Genomic DNA, 16,225 nt, shown 5'->3' with positions numbered 1-16,225 from the left:
CCTCAATGACCCGTAACGGGCCGGTCGGTGGCGGTACGGGATGGGCCGGGGGGCGACGTTGAGTCCGGCATTGGGTCCTGGGGCCCATGCCGTGCCCTGCGCAGGTGTGGTCGCATAACGATACCGGGGGGAGAACTGTCGCTGCGCCCACTCACAAAGCTGGGGAGACTCGCCGTGTCTGGCATACGAGAATTAGCGGTTCCGGGTGGTGCCGACATAGGCGCCGCCGAGGTCCGTCCGGGCCGGCAGTCACTGTCGCGCTCCTTGCAAGCAGTGCTGATTCTCGTCCGATTGCTCTTCGCCGTCACGGTCGTGGGCGCGGTCGACGCGCTGGCCACGGCTTCGTCGGTCGATGCGGTGGACGGTCGGCTGCTGGGCATGGTGCTGTACGCGTCGCTGCCCGGCATCACGGGGTTCGTGCTGTCGTTCTACATGCGGACCGGCGGCGTCTGGGTCCGGCGCGGGCTCGTCGCCGTGCACGCCTGGCTCCTCGTCGGAGCGCTGGCGACGCTGAACGACGCGGAGAACGGCCAGGGCGTGACGCAGCTGGTGCTGCCCGTCGTCGTACTCGTCCTGTTGTGCCGGGCCCGCTCGCGCGCCTGGTTCCGGCTCGCGCCCGAACAGCGCGCCGAGCGGCGGACGTTCAGCTTCGTGCGGATGGCCAAGTGGCGTCGTGACACCGGTCAGACCGCGATGGAGTACCTGGGCATGATCCTCGTGGTCGTGGCCCTCATCGGTGGCCTCGTGGCCACGGGGATCGGCGGTCAGCTGACCGGCGAGATCCGCAACGCCATCTGTCAGTTGACCGGGAGCGCCTGCCCGCCGCCCGATGTCGAGGTGGTCGCCGGCAACGGGAACGGCAACAGCAACGGAGGCGGGAACGGCGGTGGTGACGGCTCGACATCCGGAGCCGGCACCGAAGGCGCGACCGTGACCGGTGGGACGGGCTCCGGCGGTGCCGACACGTCCGGCGGCAACGGTTCCGGCGGGAACGGTGCCGGCGGCAGCGGCTCGGGCGGCAATGGCTCCGGCGGCAGCGGTTCCGGTGGTGCGGGCATCTCCGGTGGCTCCGGCTCGACCGGTGGTGCTGGGGGCTCCAGTGGTTCCGGTGGCTCCAGTGGTTCCGGTGACGCCAACGGCTCCGGGGGCTCTGGTGGTTCCGACGGAACCGACGGTTCTTCTACAGAGGTCAACGCGGGTAGACAAACTCCGGTCGACGGTTCCACCGGCGAATCGGAGGGCGGTTTCCTCTCCGGTGTCGTCGGTGACGACGGTCTGCTGGGCGACGTCACCGGGGCGATCGACACGATCGCGCACCCCGTGGACACCGTGAAGGGTGTCGTCGACCAGTACGCCCAGGCCGCTCAGAAGGCCGGCGGCAATTGGGGCAAGGGCCAGTTCATAAAAGCCGCCTGGGGCGCGAGCAAGGGCGGCGGCGCGTTCACCGGGATGCCCGGCTCCGGCACGCGCGTCGATGCCGCGGTGCAGGAGGCGGAGCGGCAGTACCTGGAAGAGCGGATCCCGCACAACGCCAACGCGGCCGCCCGCGAGTTCTGGTGGAACGGCATGACCCAGGAGCAGCGCGACCGCTACCTGGACCTCTTCCCGGACAAGATCGGCATGCTGGACGGGATTCCGGCGGCGGACCGGGACACGGCGAACCGCCGGCACCTGCCGGACCTGATCTCGAAGCTGGAGGGCCAGACCGACAAGGACTCGCAGAAGAAGCTCGCCGGGCTGCGGGAGATCGACCGGCAGCTCAAGGAGGGCAGCCAGCCCCCGATGTACCTCATCGGCATCAGCGACGAGGGCAACGGGCGGGCGATCGTCTCCTACGGGAACCCCGACACCTCGCAGAACGTGTCGGCCTACGTGCCGGGGCTGAACACCTCTCTCGACGAGGAGTTCGCCAAGAGCGGCCTCGCGCGGGCCCGTGACACGGCGATCGGCGCCCAGGGTTACGACCCGTCCAGCGCGGCGATCATCTGGCTCGGTTACGACGCCCCGCAGACGCCGGACGGGCTGAAGAGCCTGGCGGTCGCGGGTACCGGCAGGGCCGAGAAGGGCGGTGCGGCCTACAACGACTTCATGAGCGGCATCGTCGCCACCAACCAGAACCGGGATCCGCACATCACGGCCATCGGGCACTCCTACGGTTCGCGAGCCGTCGGCGCCGCGACCCAGCGCCCCGGTGGTATTCCGGGGGTGGACGACATCATCCTGGTCGGCAGCCCCGGTGTGGGTGTGGATCACGCCGCGGACCTGGGCGTCGGTGCCGAGCACGTCTTCGTGGGCGCCGCGGCGAACGACCCGGTGACCAAGCTCCCGTCCAAGACGCAGGTGGTCGTGGGCGCGATCGGGATGGTCCTGGGCGGACCGGCCGGTGCCTATGTCGCCGGTGACCTGGCCGACCCGGGCGACGACAACCTCTGGTTCGGCAAGGACCCGGCGAGCAAGGCGTTCGGGGCCAGGCGGTTCCCGGTGGATCCCGGCAAGCCCATGAGCTTCGACTCGCACTCCAACTACTTCACCCCGTCACGGGACGCCGTCTCCGCGGACAGCATTGCCCTTATCGTGTCGGGGCACGCCGACCGGCTCAAGATTGAGGAGTACCGATGAGGCGAAAGTTCCAGATCGCGGCGGTGGCGCTGGTTGTCGGCCTCGCGCTGTCCGGTTGTGGCAGCGAGCACGCCGGGTCGGGTACGAGCGGCAACACCGACAAGAGCGTGACCAGCACCAAGAGCACCAAGAGCGACACCGGCACCAAGGGGAGCGGCATGAACATGCAAGAGGCCGCAGAGAAGTCCGACGGCATGCTCGACGCCGTACTGAAGAAGATCGACCCCGAGGTGCAGTGGGCGCACGGCCCGACGACCAAGGGCAGCTGCGATGTGACGCGCAGGCGCACCGTCATGACCATCGTGTCGGCGGACCGCCGGCAGGACTTCCTGGACCAGGTCGAGAAGTTCTGGCGCGAGAGCGACTACCGCATCAAGGCGAAGAACGTCGACGAGGTGTTCCCGGCGGTCTACGCGCAGTCGAAGGACGGCTTCGGCATCAGCGTGAGCGTCCGGGCCAAGGGGCAGGTCTTCTTCGAGGCGGACAGCCCCTGCGTGAAGGAGTCGAAGGTCGCCGAATCGGCGTCCAGGCCGAACGGGCCGGAGTACAAGGGGGTCTACCCCCTGCCGAGCCCCAACGTCCGCTCCGACTACTGGTCGGCCGGGGCTTCCTGACGACTGCTCGGTCGGACGGCCACTCGGCCCGACGACCGTTCGGTCCGGCGGTCCTTCGATGCGCCGGGCGGGGTGAACGATCCCGCCCGGCGCATCGGGCTGTACGGGGAGACAGCCGTGGCCCGAGGGTCTGTGCGCCCGGCGGGGCGCCCCCTGCGCCTAGCGTGACTACTCGTGCGCCGGTCATGACGACCCGTGAGACGGCTGTGAAGACCCGTGAGTCGGAACGTTCGTCAGGTGCGCCCGAACGGTGAATCGGTGCTCCGGGCTGCCGGATCGATGCGCCGGAATGGCAGGTCGGGGGCTCCGATGACCCCGTTGACTCGTACACACCGTCGAAACCGCCCATGAACCGGGCCCCGATGGGGGATGGTTGAGGGGTGCGTAAATTCTGGGTGGTCGGTGGTATCGGTGTCGGCGTGTCCATGTCCTTCGTGGCACTGCTCGTCGTCGGTACGTACTCCGCTGCCGCCGGACTCGTGAGTTCCGGTGCCGGTGGAGCCGTCGCGCTGGCGAAGGGGGCCGTGCCCGCCAAGTACCAGTCGCTGGTGCAGCAGTGGGGCAACCTCTGCCCCGCCATCAACCCGGCGCTGCTGGCCGCCCAGCTCTACCAGGAGAGCGGCTGGAACCCGCGGGCGGAGAGTCCCGCTGCCGCGCAGGGCATCGCCCAGTTCATCCCGGGCACCTGGGCCGCGCACGGCATCGACGGTGACAAGGACGGCGACCGGGACGTGTGGGACCCGGCCGACGCGATCCCCTCCGCCGCCTCGTACGACTGCGAACTCGCCGGGTACGTGAAGAAGGTGCCGGGGGACCCGACGGACAACATGCTGGCCGCGTACAACGCCGGCGCGTACCGGGTGATCCGGTCCGGCGGCGTCCCGGACATCGAGGAGACGCGCAACTACGTCGACATCATCCGGTCCCTGGAGAAGAGCTTCGCCCGGCCCGTCGGGCGGGTGCAGCCCTCGCAGCAGGCGGCCGGGGCGATCTACTTCGCGCAGAAGAAGCTCGGTACGCCGTACCTCTGGGGCGGGAACGGCACGCCCGAGCAGAACGGGCGGTTCGACTGCTCGGGGCTGACCCAGGCCGCGTACCGGACCGTCGACATCGAGCTGCCCCGGGTGGCGAACGACCAGTACAACGCGGGGCCGCACCCCTCGCGGGACGAGCTGCTCCCGGGCGACCTGGTGTTCTTCTCGAACGACCTGGGCAATTCGCGGGCCATCCACCACGTGGGGATCTACGTCGGGGGCGGGTACATGATCAACGCTCCGTACACCGGGGCGGTGATCCGGTTCGACAAGATCGACGCTCCCGACTACTTCGGCGCGACGCGTGTGACCAAGGACGGGGCCGCGGCTCTCCCGAAGAACCGGCCCGCGGCATGACGCGGCGACGGCGATGGCCGGAACTCTCCGTGAAGCCTGGGCCCTGAGCTGCGGCGATGAGTCTCTCTTCGATAACGTCATGGTGATCATTCGGTGGAGAGAGGAACGCCTGCTCGGAGGACGTCGTTCCCTGGGTGGGCCGGGACAGCGGCGTACCGACCGTGCGACGCCGACCGGGGGAAGCCCTCACGGGTGGAGCAGCCGCGCAGTACCGATTCACGCAGCAGTGATCCACGCAGTGATCGAACCGACACGGGGGTTCGTCAAAGCGGGCACATGGGAGTGTCCGCGGCAGCAGACAAGATTTAAGGGGCCTCGGTAGATGGCTGGACTCGCACTGGATGGGTCGAACCCCGACGTCAGCCTGCTCTACGACATCAACGGTCTCGCGAAGTCCGCCCCCGCCTGGTTCGACCGGACCATGGAGTTCGTCGGCGAGTACGGGATCATGCTCGGCATGGTCCTGGTGGTCCTGTGGTGCTGGTGGAGTGTGCGCCGGCGCGGCACGGCCGACGACTCGGTGACGGCGGTGGCCGGGATCGTCTGGGCGCCGCTCGCCGCCGGGATCGCGCTCCTGATCAACATTCCGATCCGCGGATTCGTGGAGCGCCCCCGCCCGTTCAAGGACCACCAGGGACTGGACGTCCTGGTGGCGGGGAAGACCGACTTCTCCTTCGTGAGCGACCACGCCACGATGGCGATGGCCCTGGCCGTCGGGCTCTTCGTGGCCAACCGGAAGTTCGGCTTCGCCGCGATCGGGCTCGCCCTGGCGGAGGGCTTCTGCCGGATCTACATGGGCGTCCACTACCCGACCGACGTCATCGGCGGATTCGCGCTCGGCACGGCCGTCGCCCTGCTGCTCGCCCCCCTGGCGATGATGCTGCTGACGCCGTTGGCGACGGCCGTCGCGCGCGCGGACCGGCTCGGGTGGCTCGTGCGTTCGCGCAAGCAGACGCCGGTCGCTCCCGCCGCCGGGCAGTCCGGGACGTTCGGGATTCCCGAGCCGCGGCCGGGCACGGGCGGCGGTGTCGGCGAGAAGGACCTGGCGGCGTAGGACCGATCGCGCGCAGGACCGAGGGTGCCGGGCCGATGGTGCCGGGCCGAGCGCCCGCAGGACGACGGAAACGGTCGATGGAAACGGCTGACGGAAACGGCTGACGGAAACGGTTGACGGGCGGCTTCCCATGGGGGAGCCGCCCGTTCTCGTGCCTGCCCGTCCGAGCCCGTCCGTGCCCGTTCCCCTCCGCCGGGGAGACCCGCGAATTCAGAGGGCCTGCGGAAAGGAGAAGAGGCGGCCGGGGTCGTACTGCTTCTTCAGCGTGGTGAGCCGGTCCGCCGCCGAGCCGTAGTAGGCGCGACGCCAGTCGGTCAGCGTCGGGTCGGTGTAGTTCTGGTACGCCGCTCCGGACGCGTACCGGCGCATCGACGCGTGGGTGTTTTTCAGCCAGTCCTGCTGGGCGCTGCCCGCCGTGCCGGGGTTCCAGGCACCGATGTACTGGGCGAGCACGTGCGCGCCGCGGTGGACGAAGGCCGTGGCCTGCGGGGAGACCCGGTTGATCGCCCCGCCGAGCGCGGTGAGCGCGATGGAACCGGCGCCTCCGCCCCGCGAGGCGGGAATCCGGGTGAACGCCTCGGTCCGGTCGAGCAGAGCCTGCACGCCCGCCGGGGGCAGGGAGCGGTCGTAGAAGTCGGAGGCGGCGGCGTAGGTCTCGCGGCCGAGCGTGCCCTGCGGGGTGCGGCCGGGTGTGGTGCCCGGCAGGTGGCACTGGGCGTCGGAGATGCCCGAGCAGCCCGCGTACACCAGCATCGACTCCTCGTAGCCGCGGCGGCGCAGCGAGACGGAGGAGGCCGGGGCGCCGATCCGGTCGGCGAGGCGGTCCACGGCGTTCTGGAGGTCGCCGTACGTGCCGAGGCTGAACGCGGCGACCGAGACGGTCGGGGCGGCGCCGCCCGGCCCCGCGGCGAGATGGACGGAGGACCAGATCTCGTCGGGCTGGGACGGCCCCCACTCCTGCCAGGCCGTGACGACGGACCGGGCGCGCGACCACGGCCACGCCAGGTACGCCGTGACGGTCCGCGGGGCCGGGCTGGTGCGGAACGTCAGCTCGGTGACCACGCCGAAGTTGCCGTTGCCCGCGCCGCGCAGGGCCCAGAAGAGGTCCGGGTGGTTCTCGGCGTCCGCGGTGAGGGTCTTGCCGTCGGCCGTGACCATGGTCACCGCGGTCAGGCTGTCGCAGGTCAGGCCGTACGCGCGGGCGACGACGCCGTGGCCGCCGCCGAGGGTGAGGCCGGAGATGCCGACCGTGGGGCAGGAACCGCCGGGGATCGTCCGGCCGCCGCGGGCGAGGTTCCGGTAGACGTCGATGAGCTTGGCGCCCGCCCCGATCGTGCCGTTCCGCTCGATGCGGGACAGCGACGAGACGTCGATGACGAGGCGTCCGTTCCCGCTCGACCAGCCCGCGTACGAGTGGCCGCCGCTGCGGATGGACACCGGGGTGCCGGTGCGGCGGGCGAAGGCCAGGCACTCGCTGATGTCCGCCTCGTGGCCGACGTAGGCAATGGCGGCGGGCTTCAGGCCGTCGAAGCGGGTGTTGTAGAGCTGACGGGCGGTCGGGTAGGACGCGTCCTGCGGCCGTACGAGGCCCCCGTCGAGGCTCTTGGCCAGGGCGGACCAGTCGGCGGGACCGGCGGGGGCGGTCCGCGACGGGGCCGCCGAGGTGGGCGAGGCGGGACGTGTGCCCGGGGTGCCGGAGGTGCCCGCGGGGCTGCCCGGGGCGGGACCGGGCGGGCCGCCGCACGCGGTGGTGGTGACGCCGACGAGTGCCGCCGCGGCGCCCGCGGTGAGCAGGGTGCGCCGGGCGGGCAGGGGCGACAGGTTCATCGGGTCTCCGGATTCATGACGCTCGTGGGCCGGCGGCCGGTGGGCGGGGCCGGACGTGGGGGGAACGGCGGAACGAGTCAGGGACGGGAGAAGGGGAGGGGCGAGTCAGGGGACCGCGCGGTGTTCTGCGGCGTCCGTGCGGGCGCGGTCCCTGGAGCGGCGGGCCGGGCCGTACCAGCCGCAGCCGCAGCGGGCGGTGCAGAAGGAACCGCGTTCCACCGTCGTGGGCTCGTGCACGACGGGTGCGGGGGCGGGGGGAACCGGAGGGACCTCATCGGCGTGTCGGTCGTACACGCGTCCACGGTACTGGGCGCGGCCCCCGGTGGTGAGGCCCGGGGAAGCGGCGTGACGGGGGACACGGGCCGTCGTTATCCGGAACGGACGGACCTCTCGGGCAAGCGTTACATCGTTGGGGGTTGGCAGGCGATGCTGGTGCAGCAGCACAGGGCCAAGGGCGGCGCGCGCGCCGTCTGTGCCCTTGCCGTGGCAGGCGTGATGGCGGCGACCGGCGGCTGCTCGGGCGGCGGTGGCGGCGACCGTGCCGTGGCCGACGAGCGGAGCGGGGCCGACTCCCTCGACGCGGTGCACCGAGCGGCCGCGGTGCTCGCGGGCACGGTGACCGGGACCGGGACGGCGGTCATGTCCGGGGCCACCGCCGGTTCGGGGGCTGTCGCCGGTTCGCGGGCCGTTGCCGGGAGCGCCGAGGTGCGCACGACGATGGAGACCGCGGCGGGCGGTACGCGCGTGACGATCCGGGGCCGGGGCGTGTACGACTTCCGCCACCGCACGGGCCGGCTCACGGTCGTGCTGCCCGAGGACGCCGCCGGTGAGGACGAGCACCGCCCCATCACCGAACTGCTGGCCCCCGGCGCCCTCTACATGATGAACCGCGGCGCCGGGGTGCCCGCGGACAAGTGGGTCAGGATCGACACCACGGCCCTGGAGGACGGCAACCTCGTCACCGGCGGGGCGACCGACCCGATGGCCGCCGCCGAACTGCTGCGCGGGGCGAGCCGGGTGACGTACGTGGGAAGGACCGTGCTCGACGGGGCCCCCGTGCGGCACTACCGGGGCACGGCGGACCTCGGGCGGGCGGCGCGCGAGGCCGCGCCGGAGTCGCGCGGGGCGCTGAGCGCGGCGGCGAAAGGGTTCCGCAGGGGCACCGTGCGGTTCGACGCGTACCTCGACGACCAGGGGCGGCTGCGCAAGGTGTGCCACCGGTTCGGCTTCGCCAACGAGGGGCCCGTGGTGGAGGTGGTGTCGACCACACTGCTGTACGGGTTCGGGGTGCCGGTCTCCGTACGGCTGCCGGACGACCGCGACATCTACACCGGGCTCGTCCGGCAGCGCTGACCGGCCCCGAGGCCGCACCCGCGGTCCCGGCCCCGGACGCGGCCCCGGGTGCGGTCCCGGTCACGGCCCCGGCTGTGGGCGCGGGTGAGGGACGGTCCTGGGCATGCCGGCGGTGCGAAATGGTCCGTCCGTGTCATGCGCGACGCGTGGTCCGCTCCTTACGCTGGTGTCGGGACCGGCGATGCCCGCCGGGCGGGCACCGGCAACTCGGCGACGGCAGTGAGAGGTGAGTGACGTGACGACGCTCGGCGCGCCGACCGTGTCCGACCATGTGGCCCTCGCCGAGATCGAACTCTGCGGCGAGTTGATGATCGCCGCGTCGGCCGCGATCGGGGAGCGGCTCAGCGCGGACCGCATCGACGAGGTGCTGGAAGTGCGCGTGAGCGCCGAGCGGGCCACCGTCCCCCGGCAGGGCGATCGCCGGGGGTGAGGCACGGGGCCGCGAGGGATGCGGAGCGGCCGGGCGTCAGGGCCTCGTCGGGTGGCCGCCCGACCGGATCTCAGGTACGGAGCAGCCGGGCGATCGCCTTCGTGGCCTCCTCGACCTTGGCGTCGATCTCCTCGCCGCCCTTGACCGCCGCGTCCGCGACGCAGTGCCGCAGGTGTTCCTCCAGCAGCTGGAGCGCGAAGGACTGGAGCGCCTTCGTGGACGCCGAGACCTGGGTCAGTATGTCGATGCAGTAGACGTCCTCGTCGACCATGCGCTGGAGCCCGCGGATCTGGCCCTCGATCCGGCGCAGTCGCTTGAGGTGCTCGCTCTTCTGGTGGTGGTAGCCGTGTATGCCGTGGTCGTGGTCGGTGACGACCGATTCGTTCTCCGCGGCGGCGGTGGTCCCGGCGGTCTCGGTGGTGGTCATTACTGCCTCCCGCTTTCTCTTTACCCTGCCGTTCGTATACCCCTGGTGGGTATAGCTTAACGAATTCAGCTGAAACGTGACCGGGGCCCCGTGTTGATCACTGTGTTCGATGCGCGACACTGAAGAACGCCGGTTAGCCGTGGCCGGATGATGCGCCTAGCATCAGCCTGACCGAATCCAAAGCACCCCGAGGACCCCACGTGCGCTTTCGTCTGACCCCCAGGGAGACGAGCTTCTACGACATGTTCTCCGCGTCTGCGGACAACATCGTCACGGGCTCGAAACTCCTGATGGAATTGCTCGGGGCGGACTCTGCCTCCCGGGCCGAGATCGCGGAGCGCATGCGGGCAGCGGAGCACGCGGGGGACGACGCGACCCACGCGATCTTCCACCAGCTGAACTCCTCTTTCATTACGCCGTTCGACCGCGAGGACATTTACAACCTCGCATCGTCGCTCGACGACATCATGGACTTCATGGAGGAGGCCGTCGACCTGGTCGTGCTGTATCAGGTCGAAGAACTCCCCAAGGGCATCGCCCAGCAGATCGAGGTGCTGGCCCGCGCGGCCGAGCTGACCGCCGAGGCGATGCCGGGGCTGCGGACGATGGACAATCTCACCGAGTACTGGATCGAGGTGAACCGCCTGGAGAACCAGGCGGACCAGATCCACCGCAAACTGCTCGCCCATCTCTTCAACGGCAAGTACGACGCCATCGAGGTGCTGAAGCTCAAGCAGATCGTGGACGTGCTGGAAGAGGCGGCCGACGCGTTCGAGCACGTCGCCAACACGGTGGAGACCATCGCGGTCAAGGAGTCCTGAACCACGTGGACACCTTTGCGCTGGTCGTGACCATCGGGGTCGCGCTCGGCTTCACGTATACGAACGGCTTCCACGACTCGGCGAACGCCATCGCCACGTCCGTCTCCACGCGCGCGCTCACCCCGCGCGCGGCCCTGGCGATGGCCGCGGTGATGAACCTCGCCGGAGCGTTCCTCGGCAGCGGTGTCGCCAAGACCGTCAGCGAGGGCCTGATCGCGACGCCCGAGGGGCAGAAGGGGATGGGAATCCTCTTCGCCGCACTCGTCGGCGCGATCATCTGGAACCTCGTCACCTGGTACTTCGGGCTGCCGTCCTCGTCCTCGCACGCCCTGTTCGGCGGCATGGTCGGCGCGGCGCTCGCCGGCGGGACGATGGTGCACTGGGACGGGGTGCTCGACAAGATCGTCATCCCGATGTTCCTCTCGCCGGTCATCGGTCTGGTCGTCGGCTACCTGGTGATGGTCGCGATCATGTGGATGTTCCGGAAGACCAACCCGCACAAGGCCAAGCGCGGTTTCCGGATCGCGCAGACGGTCTCGGCGGCGGGCATGGCGCTCGGCCACGGTCTGCAGGACGCGCAGAAGACGATGGGCATCGTGGTGATGGCCCTGGTCATCGCCGACGTGGAGAGCCCGAGCGACCCGATCCCGGTCTGGGTGAAGCTGGTCTGCGCGCTGATGCTCTCGCTGGGCACGTACGCGGGCGGCTGGCGCATCATGCGCACGCTCGGCCGCAAGATCATCGAGCTGGACCCGCCACAGGGCTTCGCCGCGGAGACGACGGGCGCGTCGATCATGTTCGGCTCGGCGTTCCTGTTCCACGCGCCGATCTCCACGACGCATGTGATCACCTCCGCGATCATGGGTGTGGGCGCCACGAAGCGGGTGAACGCGGTGCGCTGGGGCGTCGCGAAGAACATCATCCTGGGCTGGTTCATCACGATGCCGGCCGCGGCCCTGGTCGCCGCCGCGAGCTACGGCGTCGTGGTGCTGCTCTTCGGCTGACGGAACGTTCCGGGACGCGGTCCCCGTACGAGGAAACAGGTACGGGGGCAGGCACGGAGACGGGCAGAAGAAGAGCGGACGGGTACGAAGACGGGTCCGCCCCGCTCCCTCGTGGGGAGCGGGGCGGACCCTTTGCCTTACGGGTGGCACCGCCATGCAGCACCCAAAGGCAGTCTGGGGACGGGGCCGGTTCGCCGGAGGGGTGGGACGGTTCGCCGGTGGAAACCCACCGCCGGGCGCAACCGCCCACGCCCCCGGGCCGCGTCGGCTCCGTCGCCGGGGGACCCGACTATCCGAAGCGGCCCGAGATGTAGTCCTCGGTCGCCTGGACGGACGGGTTGGAGAAGATGCGCTCCGTCTCGTCGATCTCGATGAGCTTGCCGGGCTTGCCGACCGCCGCGAGGTTGAAGAACGCCGTGCGGTCCGAGACCCGGGCCGCCTGCTGCATGTTGTGCGTCACGATGACGATCGTGAAGCGCTCCTTCAGCTCGCCGATCAGGTCCTCGATGGCGAGGGTGGAGATCGGGTCCAGGGCGGAGCACGGCTCGTCCATCAGCAGCACGTCCGGCTCGACGGCGATCGCGCGGGCGATGCACAGACGCTGCTGCTGACCGCCGGAGAGGCCGGAGCCGGGCTTGTTCAGCCGGTCCTTGACCTCGTTCCAGAGGTTGGCGCCGCGCAGGGACTTCTCGACGATGTCCGACAGCTCGTTCTTCTTGTACGAACCGTTCAGCCGCAGGCCGGCCGCGACGTTGTCGAAGATCGACATGGTCGGGAACGGGTTGGGGCGCTGGAAGACCATGCCGACCGTGCGGCGCACGGTGACCGGGTCCACGTTCGGCCCGTAGAGGTTCTCGTCGTCCAGCAGCACCTTGCCCTCGACGCGGCCGCCGGGGGTGACCTCGTGCATCCGGTTCAGGGTGCGCAGGAAGGTGGACTTGCCGCAGCCGGAGGGGCCGATGAAGGCGGTCACGGAGCGGGGCTCCACGGTCATCGAGATGTCCTCGATGGCGAGGTGGGAGCCGTAGTAGGCGGACAGGCCGCTGACGTCGATGCGCTTGGCCATCTGAATCACTGCTTCTTTCGTGCCGCGTCAGCGGCCGGTCTTCGGGGCCTTCCAGCGGGCGATGCCGCGGGCCACCAGGTTGAGGATCATGACGAAGGCGATCAGGACCAGCGCGGCGGCCCAGGCACGGTCGTACGACTGCTCGGTACCGACCTTGTACTGCTCCCAGATGTAGAAGGGGAGCGAGGACTGTGCGCCCTGGAACGGGTTGGTGTTGATCAGCTGGCTGCCGAAGACCAGCAGCATGATCGGCGCGGTCTCACCGGCGATACGGGCGATCGCGAGCATCACACCGGTGGTGATGCCGCCGATCGCGGTCGGGAGGACCACCTTCAGGATGGTGCGCCACTTCGGGACGCCGAGGGCGAGCGAGGCCTCGCGGAGCTCGTTCGGGACGAGCTTGAGCATCTCCTCGGTGGAGCGGACCACGACCGGGATCATCAGGATCGTGAGCGCCAGCGCACCCATCAGGCCGGACGGCTGGGTCTTCGTCATCAGCATGATCGAGAGGATGAAGAGGCCCGCGACGATGGACGGGATGCCCGTCATGACGTCGACGAAGAAGGTCACGGCCCTGGCCAGGGCGCCCTTGCCGTACTCCACCAGGTAGACGGCGGTCAGCATGCCGAGGGGGGCGGAGATCAGGGTGGCGATGCCGACCTGCTCCAGCGTCCCGATCAGCGCGTGGTAGACGCCGCCGGTCGCGTCGGAGCCGAGCACGCCGCCCATGGAGTGGCTCAGGAAGTACCCGTCCAGGCGCTCCGCGCCGCGGCTGACCGTCGTCCACAGGAGCGAGGCGAGCGGTACGACGGCGAGCAGGAAGCACACCCAGACGATGCTGGTGGCGAGCCGGTCCTTCGCCTGGCGCCGGTTCTCGACGACCGAGGTCGTGACGTACGAGATGACGACGAAGAGGAGGGCGGAGAACAGGCCCCACTGGGTGCGGCTCTGCCAGCCGGCCGCCGCGCCGATGCCCACGCCCAGCGCGATCGCGACGGCTGCGAAGGCGACCGGGGCCCAGCGGGGCAGCGCCCGGCTGCTCAGGCTGTTCGGGCCGGTGGGCGCCGTCGGGGCGGGGCGCTCCTGGACGTCGGTGTTCACTGCCTGGCTCATGCGTTGGCCCCCGAGTACTCCTTGCGGCGGGCGATGATGAGCCGGGCCGCGCCGTTGACCAGCAGGGTGAGGACGAAGAGGACGAGACCGGAGGCGATCAGTGCGTCGCGCCCGAACTGGTCGGCCTCGTCGAACTTCGCGGCGATGTTCTGGGCGAACGTCCCGCCGCCCGGGTTGAGCAGGTGCCCGGAGATGATGAAGCTCGGCGACAGGACCGTGGCGACGGCCATCGTCTCGCCGAGGGCCCGGCCGAGGCCCAGCATCGAGGCGGAGATCACGCCGGAGCGGCCGAAGGGCAGCACCGAGAGGCGGATGACCTCCCAGCGGGTCGCGCCGAGGGCGAGGGCGGCCTCCTCGTTCATCCTCGGGACCTGGAGGAAGACCTCGCGGCTGACGCTGGTCACGATCGGCAGGATCATGATCGCGAGCAGGATGCCGACGGTGAAGAGCGAGCGGGCGACGCCGACCTCGGTCTTCTCGAAGAGGTACGTCCAGCCGAAGACCTGGTCGAGCCAGAGGTTCAGGCCCTCCAGGTACGGCACGAGGAAGAGGGCGCCCCAGATGCCGTACACGATGCTCGGCACGGCGGCGAGCAGGTCGACGACGTAGGCGAGGGGCGCGGCCAGCTTGCGCGGCGCGTAGTGCGAGATGAACAGGGCGATGCCGACGGCGACCGGGACGGCGATGGCCATCGCGATGACCGAGCTGACGACGGTGCCGAAGAGGAGGACCGCGATGCCGAAGACCGGCGGGGAGCCGGCCGGGTTCCAGTCGAGGGTGGTGAAGAAGTTGCCCTCGTCCTTGGAGATGGCGAGCGAGGCGCGGTAGGTGAGGAACACGGCGATGGACGCCATGATCACGAGCAGCAGTACGCCCGAGCCGGTCGAGAGGCTCAGGAAGACCTTGTCGCCCGCGCGCCCGGTCTTCTGACCGGTGCGCCTGCGTGCCGGCGGTGAGGCCGGCGGCGTTTCTATCGGTGTGGTGGAAGCCATGGTCTTTCCGGTCTGTGTGGGGGAGCGGCGTCGGCTCCCCTGGCGGCGGTGCACCGGATGGGTGGCGGCGGCCGGTCCGGAGGGGTGCGCCGGACCGGTGCGCCGGGAGTTGCCCCGGGGGCCGCCGGGCGGTGTGCCCGGCGGCGTACTCGACTAGGAGAGGGAGGCGATGGTCTCGCGGACCTTGGCGTTGATCTCGGCCGGGATCGGCGCGTAGCCGGCCTCGGTGAGGAGCTTCTGGCCCTCGTCACCGGCGGTGTAGTTCAGGAAGGACTTGACCGTGGGCAGGGTCTCGGACTTGTTGCCCTTGTCGCAGACGACCTCGTAGGTCACCAGGACGATCGGGTAGGCGCCCTCGGCCTTGGTGGTGTAGTCGAGGTCCAGCGCCAGGTCCTTGCCGGTGCCCTTGATCTTGGCGGCGGCGATGGCCTTGGAGGCGTTCTCCGGGGTGGCCTTGACCGGGGCGGCGCCACCGGTGTTGATGTCGACGGTGGAGATCGACTGCGAGGTGGCGTAGCTGAGCTCGAAGTAGCCGATCGCGCCGTCGACCTGCTTCACCTGGGCGGCGACGCCGGAGGAGCCGGACGCGGCCTGGCCACCGGGGGCCGGCCACTTCTTCTCGGCCTCGTACTTCCAGTCGCTCGGGGCGGCGGCGCCGAGGTACTTGCCGAGGTTCTGCGTGGTGCCGGAGTCCTCGGAGCGGTGGAAGGCCTGGATGTCCTTGTCCGGGAGCTTGGCGCCGCTGTTGAGCTTGGCGATCGCCGGGTCGTTCCACTTCTTGATCTTGCCGTCGAAGATCTTGGCGAGCGTGGGGGCGTCCAGCGTCAGGTTGTCGACGCCCTCCAGGTGGTAACCGATGGCGATCGGTCCGCCGACCATCGGGAGGTTGATGCCCTGGCCGCCCTTGCAGATCTTCTTCGAGTCGGCGACCTCTTCGGGCTTCAGCGCCGAGTCGGAACCGGCGAAGCCGACGGTGCCCTGGTTGAAGGCGATGATGCCTTCGCCGGAGGACGAGGACTTGTAGTTGACCTCGACGCCGGAGCAGCCCGCCATGTAGTTCTTGACCCAGAGGTCCATGGCGTTCTTCTGCGCACTGGAGCCGGAGGCGAGCAGCTGGCCCTTGGCGTCGTCGCACTTGATGTTCGACGCGGCGCTCGTCTTGCCGCCGTTGCCACCGGTGGAGCCGCTGTTGTCGTCCGAACCGCACGCCGTGAGGACCAGGGCGCCGGAGACGGCGAGGGCACCGAGCGCGGTGGCACGAAGCCGGTTCTTGCGCTGAAGCTTCACTTTCGGGTGTTCCTTCCAGGAGCCGCCGAGGTCTTTTTGGTTCTACGACGGCGTGCGTTGGGGTGGGTGCTCCGGCCTCGCGCCGCGCACCGTGCACCGCCGAAGTTAGGCAGAACAGGTGAAGTGGCCTACGGGGGAGAGTGAACGGAAGGTGAACCGTGCCGGACGACACGGTTCTGGCACACCGGGACGGGCTTGTGCGGTCGCACGGACGGCGCGGGGTGGTA

Annotated in this window: 15 protein-coding genes; 8 read left to right on the top strand and 7 right to left on the bottom strand. The window is 70.0% G+C overall.

Translation table 11 applies throughout. From position 1 onward, the window contains the following. Positions 1-273: 273 nt before the first annotated feature. The 4 genes from ACWCXX_RS08790 to ACWCXX_RS08775 all read left to right on the top strand — a co-directional run bounded on the left by ACWCXX_RS08790 (position 274) and on the right by ACWCXX_RS08775 (position 5,678). Positions 274-2,619 carry an alpha/beta hydrolase gene (locus ACWCXX_RS08790; protein ID WP_451125611.1) on the top strand — a complete coding sequence of 782 codons (2,346 nt, stop codon included), beginning with the start codon at positions 274-276 and terminating at the stop codon, positions 2,617-2,619. Then, on the top strand, positions 2,616-3,233 hold the full coding sequence (locus tag ACWCXX_RS08785; RefSeq protein ID WP_451125610.1) for a hypothetical protein: 618 nt from the start codon (positions 2,616-2,618) through the stop codon (positions 3,231-3,233). The genes ACWCXX_RS08790 and ACWCXX_RS08785 overlap by 4 nt, the downstream gene beginning before the upstream one ends. A gap of 395 nt (positions 3,234-3,628) precedes the next feature. Next, positions 3,629-4,624: a C40 family peptidase gene (locus tag ACWCXX_RS08780; RefSeq protein ID WP_451125650.1), complete on the top strand. Its 996-nt coding sequence runs from the start codon at positions 3,629-3,631 to the stop codon at positions 4,622-4,624. 322 nt (positions 4,625-4,946) lie between these two features. Further along, a complete protein-coding gene (locus ACWCXX_RS08775) occupies positions 4,947-5,678 on the top strand; it encodes a phosphatase PAP2 family protein (RefSeq protein WP_451125609.1) in 732 nt (243 codons plus the stop codon). Between the two features lie 210 nt (positions 5,679-5,888). On the opposite strand, the gene ACWCXX_RS08770 is transcribed toward ACWCXX_RS08775, so the two are convergent. Both ACWCXX_RS08770 and ACWCXX_RS08765 read right to left on the bottom strand, forming a co-directional pair. Next, the gene (locus ACWCXX_RS08770; RefSeq protein WP_451125608.1) at positions 5,889-7,505 is read right to left on the bottom strand and encodes an FAD-binding oxidoreductase; all 1,617 of its coding nucleotides are present in this window, start codon (positions 7,503-7,505) and stop codon (positions 5,889-5,891) included. Between the two features lie 105 nt (positions 7,506-7,610). Continuing rightward, positions 7,611-7,799, bottom strand: a complete 189-nt coding sequence (locus ACWCXX_RS08765; RefSeq protein ID WP_451125607.1) for a hypothetical protein — start codon at positions 7,797-7,799, stop codon at positions 7,611-7,613. 132 nt (positions 7,800-7,931) lie between these two features. Here ACWCXX_RS08765 and ACWCXX_RS08760 point away from each other — a divergent pair, with 132 nt between their 5' ends. Both ACWCXX_RS08760 and ACWCXX_RS08755 read left to right on the top strand, forming a co-directional pair. Continuing rightward, positions 7,932-8,858: a hypothetical protein gene (locus ACWCXX_RS08760; RefSeq protein WP_451125649.1), complete on the top strand. Its 927-nt coding sequence runs from the start codon at positions 7,932-7,934 to the stop codon at positions 8,856-8,858. A 235-nt stretch (positions 8,859-9,093) separates the two neighbouring features. Beyond that, a complete protein-coding gene (locus tag ACWCXX_RS08755; protein WP_451125606.1) occupies positions 9,094-9,288 on the top strand; it encodes a hypothetical protein in 195 nt (64 codons plus the stop codon). A gap of 70 nt (positions 9,289-9,358) precedes the next feature. On the opposite strand, the gene ACWCXX_RS08750 is transcribed toward ACWCXX_RS08755, so the two are convergent. Continuing rightward, positions 9,359-9,715: a metal-sensitive transcriptional regulator gene (locus ACWCXX_RS08750; protein ID WP_451125605.1), complete on the bottom strand. Its 357-nt coding sequence runs from the start codon at positions 9,713-9,715 to the stop codon at positions 9,359-9,361. 200 nt (positions 9,716-9,915) lie between these two features. On the opposite strand from ACWCXX_RS08750, the gene ACWCXX_RS08745 reads away from it, so the two are divergent. Continuing rightward, on the top strand, positions 9,916-10,536 hold the full coding sequence (locus ACWCXX_RS08745) for a DUF47 domain-containing protein (protein ID WP_148837112.1): 621 nt from the start codon (positions 9,916-9,918) through the stop codon (positions 10,534-10,536). A gap of 5 nt (positions 10,537-10,541) precedes the next feature. Next, positions 10,542-11,540 carry an anion permease gene (locus tag ACWCXX_RS08740; RefSeq protein ID WP_451125604.1) on the top strand — a complete coding sequence of 333 codons (999 nt, stop codon included), beginning with the start codon at positions 10,542-10,544 and terminating at the stop codon, positions 11,538-11,540. Between the two features lie 289 nt (positions 11,541-11,829). Here ACWCXX_RS08740 and pstB read toward each other — a convergent pair whose 3' ends face one another. From pstB to pstS, 4 genes are all read right to left on the bottom strand, one after another. Next, entirely contained in the window at positions 11,830-12,606 is a 777-nt protein-coding gene (gene pstB / locus ACWCXX_RS08735; RefSeq protein ID WP_451125603.1) for a phosphate ABC transporter ATP-binding protein PstB, read from the bottom strand. Between the two features lie 27 nt (positions 12,607-12,633). Next, positions 12,634-13,719, bottom strand: coding sequence for a phosphate ABC transporter permease PstA (gene pstA / locus ACWCXX_RS08730; protein ID WP_451125602.1), 1,086 nt, complete (start codon positions 13,717-13,719; stop codon positions 12,634-12,636). Further along, on the bottom strand, positions 13,716-14,711 hold the full coding sequence (gene pstC / locus ACWCXX_RS08725) for a phosphate ABC transporter permease subunit PstC (protein WP_451125601.1): 996 nt from the start codon (positions 14,709-14,711) through the stop codon (positions 13,716-13,718). Before pstC ends, pstA begins: the two co-directional genes overlap by 4 nt. Before the next feature lie 153 nt (positions 14,712-14,864). Then, the gene (gene pstS, locus ACWCXX_RS08720) at positions 14,865-15,998 is read right to left on the bottom strand and encodes a phosphate ABC transporter substrate-binding protein PstS (RefSeq protein WP_451125600.1); all 1,134 of its coding nucleotides are present in this window, start codon (positions 15,996-15,998) and stop codon (positions 14,865-14,867) included. Between the last annotated feature and the right edge of the window lie 227 nt (positions 15,999-16,225).

The organism is Streptomyces sp. NPDC001732 (genome assembly GCF_053596315.1).
This window is presented reverse-complemented; position numbering and strand designations above follow the sequence as displayed.

What these genes read in the sequence shown, in the direction of transcription:
- ACWCXX_RS08785 (WP_451125610.1), top strand. Translation starts at nt 2,616, where the DNA reads ATGAGGCGAAAGTTCCAGATCGCGGCGGTGGCGCTGGTTGTCGGCCTC.
- ACWCXX_RS08775 (WP_451125609.1), top strand. Translation starts at nt 4,947, where the DNA reads ATGGCTGGACTCGCACTGGATGGGTCGAACCCCGACGTCAGCCTGCTC.
- ACWCXX_RS08770 (WP_451125608.1), bottom strand. Translation starts at nt 7,505, where the DNA reads ATGAACCTGTCGCCCCTGCCCGCCCGGCGCACCCTGCTCACCGCGGGC.
- ACWCXX_RS08760 (WP_451125649.1), top strand. Translation starts at nt 7,932, where the DNA reads ATGCTGGTGCAGCAGCACAGGGCCAAGGGCGGCGCGCGCGCCGTCTGT.
- ACWCXX_RS08750 (WP_451125605.1), bottom strand. Translation starts at nt 9,715, where the DNA reads ATGACCACCACCGAGACCGCCGGGACCACCGCCGCCGCGGAGAACGAA.
- pstB (WP_451125603.1), bottom strand. Translation starts at nt 12,606, where the DNA reads ATGGCCAAGCGCATCGACGTCAGCGGCCTGTCCGCCTACTACGGCTCC.
- pstA (WP_451125602.1), bottom strand. Translation starts at nt 13,719, where the DNA reads ATGAGCCAGGCAGTGAACACCGACGTCCAGGAGCGCCCCGCCCCGACG.
- pstC (WP_451125601.1), bottom strand. Translation starts at nt 14,711, where the DNA reads ATGGCTTCCACCACACCGATAGAAACGCCGCCGGCCTCACCGCCGGCA.